Annotated in this window: 14 protein-coding genes; 8 read left to right on the top strand and 6 right to left on the bottom strand. The window is 43.0% G+C overall.

Annotated elements, in window-relative coordinates:
* The first annotated feature begins 133 nt into the window (after nucleotides 1-133).
* Entirely contained in the window at nucleotides 134-364 is a 231-nt protein-coding gene (locus ACI2JM_RS04415; RefSeq protein ID WP_045454282.1) for a hypothetical protein, read from the top strand.
* Between the two features lie 94 nt (nucleotides 365-458).
* On the opposite strand, the gene ACI2JM_RS04410 is transcribed toward ACI2JM_RS04415, so the two are convergent.
* A complete protein-coding gene (locus tag ACI2JM_RS04410; RefSeq protein ID WP_404642402.1) occupies nucleotides 459-1,949 on the bottom strand; it encodes an aldehyde dehydrogenase family protein in 1,491 nt (496 codons plus the stop codon).
* A 419-nt stretch (nucleotides 1,950-2,368) separates the two neighbouring features.
* Here ACI2JM_RS04410 and ACI2JM_RS04405 point away from each other — a divergent pair, with 419 nt between their 5' ends.
* The 7 genes from ACI2JM_RS04405 (at nucleotide 2,369) to ACI2JM_RS04375 (ending at nucleotide 10,702) form a co-directional block, all read left to right on the top strand.
* The gene (locus ACI2JM_RS04405) at nucleotides 2,369-2,971 is read left to right on the top strand and encodes a TetR/AcrR family transcriptional regulator (protein ID WP_055124963.1); all 603 of its coding nucleotides are present in this window, start codon (nucleotides 2,369-2,371) and stop codon (nucleotides 2,969-2,971) included.
* A gap of 208 nt (nucleotides 2,972-3,179) precedes the next feature.
* Nucleotides 3,180-4,400, top strand: a complete 1,221-nt coding sequence (locus ACI2JM_RS04400; RefSeq protein ID WP_404642400.1) for an iron-containing alcohol dehydrogenase — start codon at nucleotides 3,180-3,182, stop codon at nucleotides 4,398-4,400.
* A gap of 156 nt (nucleotides 4,401-4,556) precedes the next feature.
* On the top strand, nucleotides 4,557-5,606 hold the full coding sequence (locus tag ACI2JM_RS04395; protein WP_201614189.1) for an NADP-dependent oxidoreductase: 1,050 nt from the start codon (nucleotides 4,557-4,559) through the stop codon (nucleotides 5,604-5,606).
* 219 nt (nucleotides 5,607-5,825) lie between these two features.
* A complete protein-coding gene (locus ACI2JM_RS04390) occupies nucleotides 5,826-6,503 on the top strand; it encodes a type 1 glutamine amidotransferase domain-containing protein (protein WP_045446333.1) in 678 nt (225 codons plus the stop codon).
* Between the two features lie 47 nt (nucleotides 6,504-6,550).
* Nucleotides 6,551-7,180 carry a glutathione S-transferase family protein gene (locus tag ACI2JM_RS04385; RefSeq protein WP_404642397.1) on the top strand — a complete coding sequence of 210 codons (630 nt, stop codon included), beginning with the start codon at nucleotides 6,551-6,553 and terminating at the stop codon, nucleotides 7,178-7,180.
* A gap of 502 nt (nucleotides 7,181-7,682) precedes the next feature.
* Nucleotides 7,683-9,299: an MFS transporter gene (locus ACI2JM_RS04380; protein ID WP_404642395.1), complete on the top strand. Its 1,617-nt coding sequence runs from the start codon at nucleotides 7,683-7,685 to the stop codon at nucleotides 9,297-9,299.
* Between the two features lie 107 nt (nucleotides 9,300-9,406).
* Complete coding sequence (locus ACI2JM_RS04375; RefSeq protein WP_404642393.1) at nucleotides 9,407-10,702, top strand: HlyD family secretion protein; 1,296 nt, start codon at nucleotides 9,407-9,409, stop codon at nucleotides 10,700-10,702.
* A gap of 672 nt (nucleotides 10,703-11,374) precedes the next feature.
* On the opposite strand, the gene pdxH is transcribed toward ACI2JM_RS04375, so the two are convergent.
* The 5 genes from pdxH to cysS form a co-directional block, all read right to left on the bottom strand.
* Entirely contained in the window at nucleotides 11,375-12,019 is a 645-nt protein-coding gene (gene pdxH, locus ACI2JM_RS04370; RefSeq protein ID WP_404642640.1) for a pyridoxamine 5'-phosphate oxidase, read from the bottom strand.
* A 43-nt stretch (nucleotides 12,020-12,062) separates the two neighbouring features.
* A complete protein-coding gene (gene glmM / locus ACI2JM_RS04365) occupies nucleotides 12,063-13,433 on the bottom strand; it encodes a phosphoglucosamine mutase (protein ID WP_198330422.1) in 1,371 nt (456 codons plus the stop codon).
* A 213-nt stretch (nucleotides 13,434-13,646) separates the two neighbouring features.
* A complete protein-coding gene (gene guaB / locus ACI2JM_RS04360; protein ID WP_270894978.1) occupies nucleotides 13,647-15,119 on the bottom strand; it encodes an IMP dehydrogenase in 1,473 nt (490 codons plus the stop codon).
* A 402-nt stretch (nucleotides 15,120-15,521) separates the two neighbouring features.
* Nucleotides 15,522-17,534 (bottom strand): mechanosensitive ion channel family protein, encoded by a 2,013-nt coding sequence (locus ACI2JM_RS04355; protein ID WP_404642390.1) that lies wholly within the window; start codon nucleotides 17,532-17,534, stop codon nucleotides 15,522-15,524.
* Nucleotides 17,535-17,773: 239 nt separating this feature from the next.
* Nucleotides 17,774-19,234 carry a cysteine--tRNA ligase gene (gene cysS / locus ACI2JM_RS04350; RefSeq protein WP_404642388.1) on the bottom strand — a complete coding sequence of 487 codons (1,461 nt, stop codon included), beginning with the start codon at nucleotides 19,232-19,234 and terminating at the stop codon, nucleotides 17,774-17,776.
* Between the last annotated feature and the right edge of the window lie 119 nt (nucleotides 19,235-19,353).

The following is a 19,353-nucleotide window of genomic DNA, read 5'->3' as shown; positions in this document are numbered from 1 at the left end:
GTGACACACAGTATAGAGCGTGTTACCCGTTCAACTTAAGTCGCTATCCTCGTTGTTATCTGCGTTATACTAGCCATAAGCATTGACTATCACTGAGCTGACTGCTTAGATGGTTTATAACTAGGAGAATGTCATGACTCAAGAACACGCTTCCCATGAAAAGCGCAAAATCATCGATAAGTTTTTGATGAAACTCACCAAAGAAGAGCCGCAAATGTATTATGCTAGCACCTCTGAGGTCGCTCGTAGTATCCATACTATGATAAAAGAACACACCAATCGCCTGTCGGTAGAAGATCAGGCGCTCGTTAGACATATGACCGTCGAGGAGATACAAGACTTGCTAGGCTTTCACCTTAAATAATCACACTTTCAACGTTCCCATAAAAAAAGCCCGCTTATTTGCAGGCTTTTTTATTATTAAAACTTTAATTTAGAGCATTGAAAATGTACATCGCTTAAAACGGATACTCGCGTGGCTCATGTTGCATAGATATCCAGTGCGTTCTAGTGAACTCTTCTAGCACCCACTCACCGTTAAAACGACCAATACCTGAGTTTTTCTCGCCACCGAATGGTAAGTTACTTTCATCATTGACTGAAATATCGTTAATATGGGTCATGCCCGCTCTGATACCGCGAGCAAAGCGCATGCCTTTTGCCATATCTTTTGTAAATACCGCACTCGACAGACCAAACATTGAGTCATTGGCAATCGATAATGCATCCTCTTCATCTTTGGCACGGATGATACCGACCAATGGTCCAAATACCTCATTACGTGACAAATCCATCTCGCGCGTCACTTCAGTAAAGATGTGCGGCGGTACAACTTGTCCTTTAATCTCACCACTTAGTATCATTTTTGCACCTTCTTGCTGCGCGTTGGCGATTTTCTCTTTCAACGATTCGACTTGTTTTTTGTTAATAATCGGACCAACCGCCGTGTCTTGTTTGCTCGGATCGCCGACGTTTAACGTTTTAACATGCGCCAAGAAACGCTCAACAAAGTCATCATAAATCTCGTCTTCAACGATAATACGATTAATAGCAATACAGATTTGACCTTGATGTAAGAACTTCCCAAAGGCTGCTGCTTTGACCGCTTGCTCAATATCAGCGTCTTTTAGTACCACAAATGGACTGTTACCACCCAACTCAAGCGCTACTTGTTTAATGTAGTCGCCACCATTAGCCAACTCGCCAATGCGCTTGCCGACTGAAGTAGAGCCAGTAAATGAGACAAAGCTTGGGGTTTTGTGTTCAACGATCGCATCTCCTATCTCTTTACCTGAGCCAACCACCACGTTGAGCAAGCCTTTTGGTAAACCTGCTTCTTCGAATACTTTTGCTAGCAGCAAACCACCAGTCACTGGAGTATCACTCGCAGGCTTGAGTACCACAGCGTTACCAAGTGCTAAGGCTGGTGCAATAGAACGTTGGGTCAAATGTAATGGAAAGTTCCACGGACTAATGACAGCAACGACACCGACAGGCTCGCGGTAAACAAAGTTTTCTTTACCAGGAGTGTTAGATGGACGAATCTCGCCATGTACACGACTGGGGAAAGTCGCAGCCTCAAGGGTAATGGCACGGGTAGCAGCAAACTCAACCATGGCTTTAACACGGGTACTGCCCGACTCTTTAATGAGCCAACCGACGATTTCATCTTGGCGCTGATCTAAAATCTCAACCACTTTATATAGTACACCTGCTCGTGTCGCTGGCGTTTGCTGTGCCCACTCTTTTTGTGCCACACTTGCTGCTTGATAAGCTTCATTAAGCTGTGTTTCTGTCGCCTGCTGAATCTTTACAAGTGTATCGCCATTGTAGGGGTTGGTGTTGGTATTGACGCTATCGTCTTGACCGCTTTGCCATTCCCCTGCAATGTACTGGAGGTGGAAATCATTATAGGCATTGGCTTTGGTATTATCGGTATCAGTTGACATAATTCTTCTCATTTATTTTATGGATGTTATGGTGGTTGTCAATAAAACAGTATGGCTAGCAAATTGAGGCAGATAAAAAATAACCCTTAACACAGTTATTTATATTAAATAGCCTGCGCTCGCGACATTTGATTAAGCGCATCAAAACGAAACTTGATAGACGACTGGTCTAATGCTACCATAGACCTCATACAAATAAGCGTATTTTGTCAGCAAGTATTGTTGAAAAAACGTAACGTGACCATATCAACCTTTACAATAAGCACTCATTACAAGCAACAATTATAAGCAACGATAAAAATCTGCATCGACCCATAGAAAGTATCATGAATAATTGTTAATAGCGCGCTAAGTAGCATTATTCGCCATACCTTATCTCTGAAATACATTCATAAAAAATATAGGAGGACATTACTATTATGTCTGCGGCCTCAACCACAATCCCACCAGATACCAAAACGCATCTGTTAGAAACAGGCTATCAACTGATTTCCAAAAAAGGTTTTACTGCCGTCGGTATCAAACAAATACTAGACACAGCCGGTATTCCTAAAGGCTCTTTTTACCATTATTTTGCCTCAAAGGAAGCGTTCGGTGAAGCTATCATCAGTCATTATTTTACTGACTATAAGATACGCTTAGACACCATTGGTCGTCAAAAAGTTAATGCTCAGCAAAAGATTTATGATTACTTTCAAAGCTGGTATGACACCCAACAAAATGGCTGTGATCATGAAAAGTGCTTGGTGGTGAAGCTCAGCGCTGAAGTTGCAGATCTGTCTGAACCTATGCGCATCGCACTGAATGCTGGTTATCAGCAGACCATCAGTTGGCTTGCCGAACAAATCAAAGCAGGCTGGGCGGATGACTCTGTACCACAGCCTGACAATATCGCGGCCGAGAGCATGGCAAAACGTTGGTATTTTGCTTGGCTTGGTGCCAGTTTAATCGCCAAGATTAGCCAAACCAATACACCGCTTGCAGAAGTATGGCAGATGACTACTTCTCAATTGGGACGCTAATCTCGTGCGTTAAACGCTTTTTAGCCATTTATACATCCCTATATCTAAAGCAAAAAATTGAGTTATAAGAGAGTTTTGTAAAAAATACTAGACGACTGGTCTATTTAATGTACAATGCCCACAGTTGCAAAAATGAATGGCTAATTTGCCACTGAGATTTTTGCACCCCATACGCCTAACACAAATATTTAATAATTTTAGGAATACTATGAATAATTTCCAATATTACAATCCAGTACGTATCGTCTTTGGTGAGGGTCAAATCAAACAACTATCAGAATTGGTCCCGACTGATGCCCGTGTGCTTATCACTTATGGTGGCGGTTCGGCACAGCGCACAGGTACGCTAGACGAAGTAAAAGAAGCCTTGGTTGCAAGCGGTACACGTACCGTATTCGAATTTGGTGGTATTGAAGCCAATCCAGAATTCACGACTCTTTTAAAAGCAGCAGACATGGTCAATGAGCATAATATTGACTTTTTGCTAGCGGTCGGTGGCGGCTCAGTCATTGATGGTAGCAAATTTGTGGCATTGGTATCGTCACTCACTGAAGAAGATGGCACGACAGTCTCACGCGAACAAGCATGGAACGCATTAACCAGCTATTGCAGAGACATTGATTCTGCCATCGATTTGGGTGCTGTTTTGACCATTCCAGCCACTGGCTCTGAGATGAACTCAGGCGGCGTCATCAATTATAGTGAACGTCAAGCTAAGCTACCATTTGGCAACGCACTTGCCTTCCCTAAGTTCTCAATATTAGATCCAATCAAAACACTGACATTACCTGAGCGTCAAGTGATGAATGGTGTGGCTGATGCCTTTGTCCATGTCATGGAACAGTATCTAACGTATCCAGTCAATGCCAAAGTACAAGATGCCTTTGCTGAGAGCTTGCTGAAAATCCTCATTGATGAAGGTCGTATCGTTAAACAAGATCCAGAAAACTTAGAAACTCGTAAGAATATTATGTGGACAGCAACCATGGCACTCAATGGTCTAATCGGTGCAGGCGTACCGCAAGACTGGACGACACATATGATCGGTCATGAGCTAACCTCGTTGCACAGCATCGATCATGCACGTACATTAACTATCTTATTGCCATCAGTAATGCGCGAGTTGAAAGACAGCAAAAAAGAGAAATTACTTCAATATGCGCATAATGTCTGGAATATTACGCTCGATGATACTCATCAAGACCAAGATGCTGTCATTGAAGCGGCTATTGTCCGTACCGAAAACTTCTTCCGTGACCTTGGCTTGCCCGTCAGCTTAGAAGATGCAGAACTTGATGCGTCAGCTATTGACCCGATTATCAAGCAGCTTGAGGCGCACAACATGGTTCAGTTAGGCGAGCACAGCAACAATGATTTAGAAGTGTCACGCCGTATTCTACAACGTGCTATTAGTAGCAAAGCTGCTTAATAAAAACACCACCGTAATAAGAAACACATATTGTTATGCTATTTATAGTAGTTGCTCAGCACTGAGTAACTACTCCATTCGCCATTAAATATCAAAACCAGTAAATATTAAAATCAATAGAATCTTAAAATCAATAAATAGAAAAGGAATCTGATAATGAGCTTTGATAAACAACAAAATCAAAAAACAAACCGTCAAATTAAATTGGCAAGCCGTCCAACAGGTGAGCCAAAAGCTGAAAACTTTGATATGGTAACCAGCGATATCCCATCGCCAAATAACAATGAAATGCTGCTGCGTACCGTTTACTTATCCTTAGATCCATACATGCGTGGACGTATGAGCGATGCAAGAAGCTATGCTGATCCGCTAGAAGTGGGTGATGTCATGATGGGTGGAACGGTTGCCCAAGTCGTTGAATCCAATATTGACAAATTTGCTGTTGGTGACTTAGTGGTCTCAAACTCAGGCTGGCAAGACTATAGCGTCAGTGATGGCGAAGGCGTCTTAAAGCTTGACAAAAACATGTCAAATCCTTCTTATGGTTTAGGTGTATTAGGTATGCCCGGCTTTACCGGTTACATGGGTTTGACCGACATCGGTAAGCCGCAAAAAGGGGAAACTTTGGTCGTCGCTGCTGCAACGGGTCCTGTTGGTGCAACGGTAGGTCAAGTTGGCAACCAATATGGCTTACGTACCGTTGGTGTGGCTGGTGGCAAAGAAAAATGTGACTTTGCTGTCAATGAGCTAGGCTTTGATGTCTGTATTGACCATAAAGCTGATGACTTTGCCGAGCAATTAAAAGCGGCGTGCCCAGATGGCATCGATATCTATTACGAAAACGTCGGTGGCAAAGTGTTTGATGCCGTTATGCCATTATTAAATGCGCATGCACGTATCCCAGTCTGTGGTCTGGTCTCGCAATACAACGCCACCGAGCTGCCTGATGGTAAAGATCGTCTAGGCGTATTAATGGGCAACATTCTAAGCCGTCGTCTCACCATTAAAGGGTTCATTATTTTTGAAGAATATGGCGATCACTTCCCAGAATTCTTAAAAACCATGAGTAAATGGGTCGAGTCAGGCGATGTTAAAACCAAAGAATATATCGCTGAAGGCTTAGACGATGCACCAAATGCCTTTGTTCGCATGCTAAATGGCGATAACTTTGGTAAAACAGTGGTTAAAGTTTCTGAGGTTGAATAACAGAGCCAATGGTTATCAGTTGGTTGAATCGCAAATAACGACTTAACAACATAACTTGCTAAGACAACCACTGAAAATGACCTCTCAACCATGAATACTGTTCTATGAATACCGCTAGCAGTCATTGCAAATACTCATATTGATTACAGATGATTAATTAAGCATGACTGCTAACAACCCATGATTTAAGAACAACATCAATAATAAATAAGGACGACTATGAATATTTTAATGGTACTAACCTCACATGATAAGTTGGGCGATACTGGTAAAAAAACGGGCTTTTGGCTAGAAGAATTTGCCGCGCCTTATTACGCTTTTATCGATGCGGGCGTCAATGTGACACTTGCTTCTCCTGCTGGTGGGCAGCCACCGCTTGATCCTAGCAGTGACACTGAAGACACCCAAACGAAAGATACCAAGCGTTTTAAAGAAGACAGCGATGCTCAAAAGCATCTTGCCAATACTGAAAAACTCGCTGATATGAACGCTGAAGATTTTGATTCAGTCTTTTATCCAGGCGGTCATGGTCCACTATGGGACTTGGCAGTTGATAAAAATTCGATCAATTTGATTGAGACTTTCGTCAAACAAGACAAACCTGTCGCCTTTGTTTGTCATTCTCCAGCCGCTCTTAAAAATGTCAAAATTGACGGTGAGTATTTAGTCAAAGGCAAAACAGTGACTGGCTTTACCAATTCAGAAGAAGACGCCGTTGGTCTCACAGATGTCGTGCCATTCTTAGTAGAAGATGCACTAAAAGCCAATGGTGGTAACTATGAAAAAGCCGCTGATTGGGAATCATTTGTGGTCGAAGATGGCTTGCTGATTACGGGACAAAACCCAGCGTCATCAGAGGAAGCTGCCAAGCGCTTAATCACTAAGCTGAAAGGTTAATATCTTTTTAACGTCAATATAATAGACCATGCAAAAAGGCCACTATCATGATTCGCTTACATCATCTCAACCAGTCTCGCTCATTACGTATTTTATGGCTTTTAGAAGAGCTGGGCGTGCCTTATGAGATCATTAGTCATCAACGCGATCCTAATACTCACTTGGCACCAGACAGTTTAAAGGCGGTACATCCACTCGGTAAATCTCCGGTTATCGAGATGGATGGTCAACTTTATGCCGAGTCGGGTGCAATCACTGAGTTATTGATTGAGCGATTTGCGCCAGAGCGCTTACGTCCTACGACTGATAGCTTAGACTATGGACATTATCTGCAATGGATTAACTTTGCTGAAAGCTCGCTCATGTTGCCGTTATTACTGGAGCTATTTACCAAAAAAGCCGGTATCGTCGATAACGAGTTTTTAGATGGTTATATCAGTCAAGAAAAACACAGACTGTTGAGCTATCTAAACGAGGAAGTTGCAGATAAGTCATTTATCGTTGGTCATAAGCTAAGCGGCGCTGACTTTATGCTGTCTTTTGACTTAATCATGCTGGCTAAGCGTGAAGCGTTAGATGATTATCCGCATATCAAGCAGTATGCTTTACAACTCGCCAGTCTTGATAGCTATCAGCGCAGCATGCGTTTAGAGGCGAATTATGATCACTCTATTTAGTACCATGGTCTAACTGTTTATCGACTATTTAATGTATAAAAAACAGCTCTTTATAGAGCTGTTTTTTATGGGCAAAAATGACCTGAGTCGTAGCTATGTGACATACAGTCAAGGAATTTTAGAATCGCTACAAGGCGACCGACCGCAGATATTACACTGAGTACATCTAGGGTGGGTAACACCGTAGCGGTTTAAAAGTGCTCTGACTATAGCACTGTGTTTCTTATCGTCTATCATTGACAGACAGCAGCATCTATCTTTTAACTTGATTTTCAATGCGTTAGTTATGCGTGATAAATGCTCAACAAAAATTATGATAAAACATCCAAAACAGGGTTTAGAATACTTTTTTGGTTTTATCAGTCTACTAAATGACTTTCTGTTAAATGGCTTTTTATTAAATGACTTTGAACGTCTTGAGCTTCATGACTATCCGACGAGCGTGATGCTTGCTTAACAACGGCTATATACCATTTTATCCCTCTACGCAGATTATCCATCCATGAGTACTGAATACCAGTTTAAGCCCCATGAACGACCATTCATGCTGGGCTCGCCTGCCACCCCTGATCATCCTGTACGCCGTAAAGTATTTTATTTGCTGATTGGTATTTTTATCGGCTTAACTGCCAGCTTTCAGAATGGTTTATTGGTCGCGAATCTCACTCAAATCCAAGGTGAAATGGGCTTAACACCAGTAGAAGGTGGCTGGATATCAGTCGCTTACAATATGACCAATGCTTGTGTCACGGTGCTACTGTACAAAATTCGCCAGCAATTTGGCATGTCGTTATTTAGCAAAATCACTTTGTTCTTTTTATTGGCAGCCACCAGTATGCAGTGGCTGGTCAGTAGCAATCTACTCAGTACGACGATTGGGATTAGCATTGAGCCTTATTATTTAGAACTGCTCGCCCGTGGCTTTAGTGGTGTGGTGGCTAGTGCGATGACGGTATTGTCTATTTTTTATTGTCTACAAGGCATGCCAACTGCTCGGCGTATCAGCGGACTGATATTAGGCTTCGGCTTGGTGCAGTTTGGCATTCCACTGTCACGGATTATCTCGCCTTATTTAGCCGTTGATGGTCAGCTTGAAGGTTTGTTTTTATTTCAAGTGGGACTATCGCTGATTTGCTTTGGGCTTATTAACATTCTTGAGCTACCACCAGGCAACACGGAAAAGGTCTTTGAAAAACTTGATTTGGTGAGTTTTGGCTTTTTTGCTAGTGGTCTTGCCGCCCTATCGGTATTTTTAGTACAAGGTAGAATTCAATGGTGGACAATGCCTTGGCTTAGCTATCCATTGATCATTGCCGTCGTGACTATCTCGATTGCTTTATGGATTGAGACGCACCGCAAAAACCCAATGCTACAAGTGCGCTGGATGCGTAGTCGCACCATTATTGCCTTTATGATTACTGGTGCCGTCATGCGTATTTTGCTGTCTGAGCAAAGTGTGGGCGCCGCAGGATTATTAGCAAACCTTGGTTATGGTAATGACCAGCTGATTGTTTTTTATGCGATCATCTTGGTGGCTAGCATACTGGCATTAGTGATTAGCATTTTTACCACCAAGGCGACGGATCTGCGCCGACCCGTGATTTTTGCGGTTGCCTTGATTGCGATTGGTGCATGGATAGATACGGGTGTGTCGCTAAACTCTGCCCCTTATATGTTCTATTTCAGTCAGTTTATAATCGCTTTTGCTGCCGTTTACTTTATGGGACCAATGGTATTTGAAGGTATGTTTCGCGCCATTGCTAACGGACCTGCCTATATTATTAGCTTTTCGGTGATTTTTGGTATTTCACAAACGATCGGCGGTTTGGCAGGCGCGGCAGGTATTCAAGCATTTACCACCATTCGTACTCAGATGCATTATGCCGATATGGTCAGTTCAATGAATACCACTGATCATGTTACGATGACCCAAATGCTACAGGGTGTGCAACGTCAAGCAACGGTCGCCGCTTATGATGATTTATTCTTTTTGATGGCCGTGGGCGCCACTATCACTGCGCTATATTTATTGATGATTTATTTTTATTACCTTTATCATAAACGTAATCCACTTGGTAAAGAACTTGCCGCATTGGCAGAAATGATGGGCAAAAAATAACAGGTGATAATCATATCGATTTGTTGCTATTACCTTTTCTTCTTATGCTAATTACTATATTTTAAAAAGTTATCCACTATGTTTACTAATCTCATTAGGAGCGCATCATGAGCGAAGACAAATTAAATGATCTTGATGACCATAATCAAGACACTGCTCAAGATGCCACCCAAAATACTGCTGAAAACAATCAGACATCATCCAATGCAGCAGCAATAGAGGTGCCTCTAAACCAATCGAAAAATGATGATACTGCGTCCGTAGCGAAAAAAGAGGACTCGATAATAACGTCCGTTGCTGATGCTGATGAAACGCCAATGCCGCCAAAAGAGCCTATTCCTGACGCTACGGGTTGGTCGCCTAAAAAGAAATCTTACTTTAACCTAGGCTTATTAATTGCACTAATCATTATTGGCGTACTTTTGATTCTTTATGCATGGAAGCTACCGCCCTTTACGCCTACGGTTCAGCAGACTAATAATGCCTTTGTAAAAGGTCAAACAACGATTATCAGCCCGCAAGTTTCTGGCTATGTCACAGAAGTGGCAGTGCAAGATTTTGAAAATGTACAAGCAGGTGATTTATTGGTCAAGATAGACGACCGTGCCTTTTTGCAGCAGCTCGAACAAGCACAAGCCAATATCGAAGTCGCTATGACCGACCGCTCAAGCAATGCGCAAGATACGGGCACCAGTCAGGCACAAATCGAAGCACGTAAAGCGGACTTATATAGTGCCAAAGTCAGCGTTGATAGTGCACGCGAAGATGTAAAGCGCTATCAAGGACTTGATGCGATTGGCGCAGTATCCAAAGCAGAAGTTGCTCATGCCCAAGCTCAGCTCGCTCAAGCACAAGCGGGCGTGCAGCAAGCAGAAGCCAATTTACAAGTCGCCCTTGAGGCCAGCAAAAAAACCAGTGGTAGCCGCTCATCACTCGATGCCAATATTAAAAATGCAGAAGCAGTTGCTAAGCAAGCACAGCTTAATTTAGACAATACTATTATCAGAGCACCGGAATCAGGACAACTGAGTCAAGTCAGCGTCAAAGCGGGGCAATATGTCAGCGCGGGCACACAGCTCATGTATGTGGTGCCAAAAGGCGTGTGGATTATTGCCAACTTTAAAGAAACCCAAGTGGCAAATATGACTGTCGGTGAGCCTGCAACGATTCATGTGGATGCGCTAGGCGGCGCTACGTTTCGAGGTCATGTCAGCAATATCTCGCCAGCGACTGGCAGTGAATTTAGCGCGGGCGCGACAAATCCCGCGACTGGCAACTATATTAAAATCGCTCAGCGCATTCCAGTACGAATAGATTTAGAGCAAGAACAACCTGAGCTTGCGCAATTGCGCCCCGGTATGTCAGTGTCGGTCGATGTCGATACCAAAAAAAATAAAAAATAAAGGGATATCTGCAACTCGGCCTTTCTCTTATTTAAATGGTAAGACTAGAGCAAGAAAATCTTGATACTATCAATCAATTGTTATGCTGCTTACATCTACAGTCAATTTATGATGAATTTACTATATGAAAGGAACGATAATGCGGCATAAAATAATAGGGTTAAGCACTTTACTAATTTTATCAGGGTGCATAAAAAATTATAAGAACACGGAAGTTCAATTGGTCGAATTTAAACGGACATCATCATATTATGAAATAACTTTCCTATCAGAAGCTAATTTTTCAATACGTGAATCAACTAGAAATACAGGGAGTTATATACATTGTATCAACGATAAACGAATCTATAGTGATAAATACATTCCTGACTACTCTTCGAATAATTATTTGAGCGGCAATATTCCTAAAAACACCAAACCTACTGCTGACACACTTTCAGATCAATACATCTATAGCATTAAACTTGATTCTTCAACATACTTAGAGAACGACAAAACCTTATACTGCCGTATATTTACAGGAAACTTCCCAGGAAAGCTAAAAAAGTCGCAAGTACTCGAGGTTATACCATAAAGCTTTTAATAAAATTAGGTGCTGTTGCTGCTCTAAACAGCAACAGCACCTAAGAAATCACTCTCTGCTTATATCTAAATAATAAATAGCAAATATGTTTAAGGCAAAAGGCGTTTGGTAATCCAGCCTTCGTTATTGTCTTTAGTATAGACAATACGGTCATGCATACGATTGGCACGGCCTTGCCAAAACTCAATCTCATGAATGGTAATCTCGTAACCACCCCAAAACTCTGGTGTTGGCACTTGGCTATCTTCTGGATATTGGTTTTGTAGCTCATCAAACTTGGCTTGCATCACCTCACGATCAGCAACTTCGCCACTTTGAGGTTGACTGACCCACGCACCCACTTGACTGTCGTGAGGACGCTTTTGAAAGTAAGCATCTGACTTATTAGCATCGATTTTAGCAATACTGCCACTAATACGTACTTGACGCTCCAGCTCATGCCAAAAGAATAGCGCTTCGGCATTCGGGTTTTCGGCAATATCTTGACCTTTAGCGCTTTCATAGTTGGTATAAAACACCACACCATTTTCGGTAATCTCACGCATAAGTACGATGCGCACGCTAGGCTTATTATCAGCACCGCACGTCGCCAGACTCATCGCATAAGGCTCTTGCACCTTTTGTACTATTGCCTCATTCATCCATTCTTTTAGTAGCTCAAATGGAGAGTCTGGGACGGACTGTTGATCAAGCTCACCTTTTTCGTATGACAAACGCTGATCGGTAAAATCCATGCTCATAAAATCTTCCTTATTTTAATATAACTATATTATGACGTTAACCCAATACTGCTTTGATATGGTCAGCCAAATCATTTGCCAACACGTCACATTCTATTTCATCATCCGACTCAACCATCACACGTATCATAGGTTCTGTACCTGATTGGCGAATGAGCAGACGACCGCGACCCTCTAAAGTGGCCTGTGCTTTTGCAAAAGCAGCAACCAGCTCTTCATGCTCAAACGGATCTTGCATTTTACTTAAGCGTACATTGACCAGTTTTTGTGGCAATTTTTCAAAGCCTTCGGTCAAATCACTGAGCGCTTTACCACGTGCTTCCATCACCGCAAGCACTTGCAAGCCGGCGATAATGGCATCACCCGTACGACTCTTATCTAAACATAGAATATGACCCGATGGTTCGCCGCCCAGTATCCAGCCATTTGCTTCAAGCTCATGCATCACATAACGATCGCCTACTTTTGCACGTGTAAATTTAATATCTGCCGCTTTGAGTGCCAACTCTAAGCCCATGTTACTCATGAGCGTACCAACCACACCTTTCGCCTTAGTCTGACCTTGGGTAGCAAGTACGTATAAAATGCCATCGCCGTCGACCAGATTACCAGCCTCATCAACCATCACAATACGATCGCCATCACCGTCTAGTGCGATACCAACATCTGCCTCGTGCTCAATCACTGCTTTCTGTAAGCCTTCAGGATGGGTAGAGCCGCAGTCGGCATTGATATTGATGCCATCAGGCGTATTGTTGATGGCAATCACGTTGGCACCCAACTCACGCATGACTCTCGGTGCCACGCTATAGCCTGCACCATTGGCACAATCTACAACGACAGTCAGATGACTCAAGTCGTACTGATAGGGAAAACTGCCTTTACAGAATTCGATATAGCGACCTTTGGCATCATTGATTCGATTATTTTTCCCCAATTGTGCTGGATCAAGAATAGGCATGATCACATTATTGTCCGCCTCAGAGGCACTCATAATCGCTTTAAGCTTGTCATTAATAGAGTTTTGCATCTCATCAGTCAGCTTTTTGCCATCACCTGAAAACAGCTTGATACCGTTATCATAGTAAGGGTTGTGCGACGCTGAAATAACTACCCCAGCATCTGCATTAAAACTACGGGTCAAATGCGCAATCGCTGGTGTGGGTAATGGTCCAAGCATATGCACATCAACACCAGCGGCATTAAACCCCGCTTGCAATGCGCCTTCAATCACATAACCTGACAGCCGCGTATCCTTACCGATGACCACGCTTGGCTTGCGAGCAGGGTTGTCATTATTCTCTATCAGCACACGTCCCGTCACATAGCCCAATTTTAAAATAAAGTCTGGTGTGATCGGCGACTCACCGAATTTTCCGCGAATACCATCGGTGCCAAAGTAGCTCATTATGTATGCTCCCAAATCTAAGAGTGAAAACCAGACGAATACGCAAACAATAACGTATAAACAGTCTAAGTAGTTATTATTATAATCCGCTTGTGTATTTTACAAAAAAAACAGCCAACAATAACAAGGCATTGTTGGCTGTTTGTATCTTAAGGTCACGGCAGCCCTGCAAAATAGCTATCGTTGACGTAATGCAGGACTATAAAACACCTTTTAGTTCACACGATAGTTCGGTGCTTCTTTAGTGATTTGAACATCATGGACATGCGACTCTTTCATACCTGCCGATGTCACCTTAATGAATTGCGGATTGGTACGCATATCTTCGATGGTCGCAGAGCCAGTATAACCCATTGATGAGCGCAAACCGCCAACCAACTGATTAACAATACCAGCAACTGGACCTTTATAAGGAACTCGGCCTTCGATACCTTCTGGTACTAATTTTTCTACGCCATCTTTAGCATCTTGGAAGTAACGATCTGATGAGCCATTTGAGCCTGACATCGCACCAAGGCTACCCATACCGCGGTAAGCTTTGTAGTAACGACCTTGGAACAGCTCAACTTCACCCGGCGCTTCTTCAGTACCCGCCATCAATGAGCCTACCATGATGCACGAAGCACCAGCGGCGATGGCTTTTGCCATATCACCTGAATAGCGAATACCGCCATCAGCAATCAGTGGAATACTGTCTTTCAATGCGCTAGCGACGTTATCGATAGCTGAGATTTGCGGCACACCGATACCAGCGATGATACGCGTAGTACAGATAGAACCAGGGCCAATACCGACTTTTACCGCATCAGCGCCTGCATCACGTAGTGCAAGTGCGGCATCCCCTGTTGCGATATTGCCACCGATGACTTGCACGTGTGGGTAGTTTTTCTTAATCCAAGACACCTTATCAATCACGCCTTTTGAATGACCATGTGCGGTATCAACCACGATGATATCGACGTCAGCAGCGATTAACGCTTCAACACGCGCTTGGGTATCTGCACCAGTACCAACAGCAGCACCAACACGTAGACGACCTTGCTCATCTTTACAAGCATTTGGATTGTTTTCAGCTTTTGCAAAATCATTAACCGTAATCAAACCACGTAAGCGGAAATGATCGTCGATAACGATGACTTTTTCAATGCGGTGTTCATGTAGCAGACGCTTGATGTTTTCGTTGCTTTCACCTTCATGTACTGTCACCAACTGATCTTTTGGCGTCATGATTTTACTAACTGGCAAAGACAGATTGGTTTCAAAGCGCCAATCTCTGTGAGTCACAATACCCACGACATTATCAGTGCCTCTTTCTACCACAGGTACGCCTGAGATATTATTGTCTTGCGTCAGCTGTAGCAGATCACCAATCGTCATCTCTGGATGCACAGTAATCGGATCTACAACCGTACCTGCTTCAAATTTTTTGACGCGGCGTACTTGTGTCGCTTGCTTGGCGATATCCATGCTCTTGTGCAAGATACCCATACCACCTAGTTGTGCCATCGTAATGGCCATTTCAGATTCGGTCACGGTATCCATCGCGGCAGAAATCAGCGGTAGATTCAGCGTGATATTTTTGGTCAAACGGGTCGTCAGATCGGCAGTTTTTGGCAAGACTTCAGAATAAGCTGGCAACAATAAAACGTCATCAAAGGTTAAGGCTTCATCGACAATTCGCAACATACAGACCCCTAGTGGTGGTTATTTTGATGGGTGGGATATTTTTGGCATTAAGACAATCAACCAAAATCACCGATATGACTTTATGAAGCTAAAGTCTTAAAATTAAAGACCTTGTATCACAAAGTTTTAGATAATCAGCAATGAGCCAGCCGGTGTTTGTGATTAAACAAACAGAGACACTCGAAAATTGCAATTGATTGATGCTAATAAGTTTGCACAAATATAGCACGCCCCTACTCTTAATCGCTCATTTATCCCTTAAAAATAACGCCATATTATAACAAATAATCAGACAAATCGCATGCTATATTTGTCAGCTTATTTTGCTAGCGCTTGTCTATCGATATCGACGTCTGTAAAGCTCAGCTATTTAAAAGCATAGAAAGTATACTCAATCGTCGGTTACTGGTCTTTACCCTTCAATATCAAACGTTCAGCAGGCAGATAAGCTTTTTGTTTGCTATATAAATAATTTAGCATCTGCTCACGTATCTCACAGGCCAGTGTCCATGCTTCTATGGGACCTACCGCTGAAACAGCGCCGCGCAAGTGAATAATGTTGGCAGTCACCTCAACGACAAACATTTCAGGCTCAGTTTTGTTGTCCCAAAGCTTATTGTCTTTAACCGCCGATATAAATTGCTGGCGAATGGCGTCAATATCTGCGCCATAATCGACATATAAAAACACAGGGCAAGTCTGATGTACTTCGGTATGTGACCAGTTTTCTACCATTTCGGTGATCAGTTCGCGCATCGGCACGATTAATCGACGTTCATCCCATGTTTTGAGTACCGCATACGTATAACGCAGGTCTTCAACGGTACTAAAGTTGCCATCCATTATCACACTGTCGCCAATCCGTACCGGCTGGGTCACGGCCACCTGTACCCCAGCAATAATGTTACCCAGTATCGGCTGCGCGGCAATTCCAATGACCACGCCTGCGATACCAGCCGAGGTCAATAGCGTCTTACCAAGGCCTTCCATGTTGGCAAATTCACTGAGACCAATCCAAATACTGCCCAAAATCATGACAAAAATAAAGACGCGGCGAAATATCGATACATAAGTACGGCGACGGCGTTCTTTATCAAAGTGCTCTTCAGCCAGATTTTCAATTTGTAGGCTTTGATAGCGATTAGCGAAAAAGTTAATAACGCGAATGCCAAGCCATAAGGTGCTAAATACTAGCCCAATCCAGATAAGCGGACGAGTCGATGAAGCGACTGCATCCAAATAAGGAAAACCGCCTGACACCAAAGTAAAGACGAGCAAAAAACTGATGGTAAAAGTCAACGGTACAGTCAGCTTATTAACCAAATCTGCCACGCCATTAGTACTACCAACATAATTGCTGTATTTCTCATCATCGATATAACGGCTGATGATTTTTTCCGTGCCTTTACTGAGTAACCACCCTACTCCCATGGTCACTAAGAAAAACAGTGCTAATGCCAAAAACTCCCATAGTGCGATACTGAAAATCTTAAGTTTTAACCACCCAGGTAAATAACGCTCAAATTCCGCTGGATGATATTGCTCATAGAGATTGTCGATATTATCAACTGTCTGTGCAGAAAACACCCAAATAGGCGCAGCTTCACCAACCCGTACTCGTTGCAAATAGATGGGGACACGGCGCTCACGATAGTCGATATAGCCTAACTGAATCGAACGTCTAGGGATACCCATTATACTACTGGTATTGCCAAGTGGCGGCTCGATTAAACCATCTGGGCGATCTGGCAGATCATCAAAGACGTAAAGCTCTTTTTCTGTTAACAAAAAATCCAACCGTTTTGATAACTCGAGCGCGTGGTTACGCTGAATTTTCTGATCGATTAAATTCATGTTGAGTGCATAAGCAGCCAAGTCGTATTGTTGCTTCATGACCGCCGATTGAAAAAATTCTAAAGTCGCTAGTGGCGTGGTTAAATTTGGCGGCTCAGACAACGGCGGCAAGCCTACATTGAGCTTGTCTAGCAAATAATAACTTTCATTGTATTCACCCGTCAGTCCAGAATCGCCCTGCAAATTACGCGCTTGCTCTACTGCATTGCGCTCGGTAGGATCAAATATTTCTTCTGCAACGCCAGAGATGCTGAGGCTTTCGTCTTTAATTGTATTGATTTTCTGAGTGGCATATTCAGCCAGATTATCGGGCTTACTGATTGAAGTTGATGATGAGCTAGACTGCTCATCCGCAGCTTGTTCGCTATCGCTTTGCATATCACTAGTGCTTGCGGCATTAGCGGGTGCAAACACAGCATTCATGCTGACTATAAAAAAAACCAATAGTAATGACAAAGTACTGGCGCGCACATTCCAACGCTGGGGGTTAGGATAGTGGTCACTGTCGGTATCAATTGCTATACGATGACCGCCAACAATGCTTTTTTTGAGAATATTCATATTTTAAAAGCCATTAATTCACTTGATGTTTGCATCTCTTAAAGTTTGCCTACAAAGCTTATTCTTACATATATTGCATAGCCAATTTAGCTTCATCTTTCTTGTTTGACTGCAATTTGTCTTGTTCTTAGCACCATTTTTAGAATGATGATATACCCTAGTTTAGCCTATAAAAAAAGCCAGCTCAAAGCTGACTTAGTTTATGACTATCTATATAGGTGTTCTGTAACGTGATTGCCTTAAGCGCGGCGCCATGTCGTGCCAGCACGGCTATCTTCAAGCTCAATACCAGCATCTTTTAGCTGCTCACGTATCTCATCAGCACGCGCAAAGTTTTTATTGGTTTTGGCATCCGCACGCTCAATGATTAAACCATCGATAGTGTCATCGGTTAAATCATCATCCGCCTTGTCACCAATCACTGCTTGCAAAAACTGTTGAACTGGCTGCTGTAAAATATTGAGTACCTGTGCCAACGCTTTGAGCTGCTCTGCTAATTGCCATGCGGTGTCTACGTCTTCGGCTTTAATGGCTTTATTAATATCACGCGCCAGCCCAAACAATACACTGATCGCCGTTGAACTATTAAAATCATCGTTCATGGCTTTGATAAAGTCTTGTCCGGCACTGCTACTATAAGCATCATTTATCAGCGCATCACTAACTATGAGCGTCTGCCCTTTTTGTTGTTCGGCCAATTTTAATACATTATACAATCTGCTTAGGCTATTATGTGCTTCATCCAATGCGTTGTCAGAAAAATTGACTTGGCTGCGATAATGGCTTGATAATAAGAAAAAGCGCACCGTTTCAGGTAGGTATTTTGCTATCACATCGCGAATGGTTGAAAAGTTCGCTAATGACTTAGACATTTTTTCGCCATCGACATTAATGAAACCGACATGCATCCAGTTACGCGCGTATTCACAGCCAGTCGCGGCTTCAGACTGCGCTATCTCGTTTTCGTGATGCGGAAACTGTAAGTCGTGACCACCGCCATGAATATCAAAGGTACTACCCAAGCACTTGGTCGACATCGCTGAGCATTCGATATGCCAACCTGGACGCCCCTGTCCCCATGGTGACGCCCATTGCGGCTCATCAGGTTTCGCGGCTTTCCACAGGACAAAGTCAAACGGATTGCGTTTGTCATTTTCGACATCGACACGTGAACCTGCTTGCATCTCATCGAGATTACGCTTAGACAACTTACCATAATCTGCAAAATTATCGACGGCATAGTAGACATCACCATTGTCGCCTGTGTACGCATAATTACCTGTAACCAGCGTCTCAATCATGTGTTGCATGTCATCAATATGGTCAGTCGCCCGAGGCTCAGCATCAGGTGCCAAGCAACCAAGTGCTGCGAAATCTTCGTGCATAGCTTCAATAAAACGCTGCGTTAACGTACCTATCTCTTCGCCATTCTCGGCGGCGCGCGCGATGATTTTGTCATCAATATCGGTGATATTGCGAACATAATTTACGTCATAACCCAATTGCGTAAGCCAACGTACCACCATATCAAACCCAATCATCATTCGAGCATGCCCAATATGACAATAATCATAAACGGTCATACCGCACACATACATGCCTACTTGCCCTGATTTGAGTGGTACAAACTGACGTTTTCCGCCAGTCAGTGAGTCATAAATAGCAAGCTGAGACATCGCATCGGCAAGTGGTGTGGTCATGGTTAAAAGCCTTTTAATATAAATGAAATAGATAAAATAAAAACAAAAATATAATCAATGTTTGGATATTAAACAGTACTGACTATGGTCGCTATAACTGTAAAAATAGCGGCAACATA

It is taken from the genome of Psychrobacter sp. NPDC064578 (assembly GCF_044901245.1).
Classification (GTDB): Bacteria; Pseudomonadota; Gammaproteobacteria; order Pseudomonadales; family Moraxellaceae; genus Psychrobacter; species Psychrobacter cibarius_C.
Note: the sequence above shows the minus strand (reverse complement) of the source record. Positions and strands in the feature narration are given on the sequence as shown.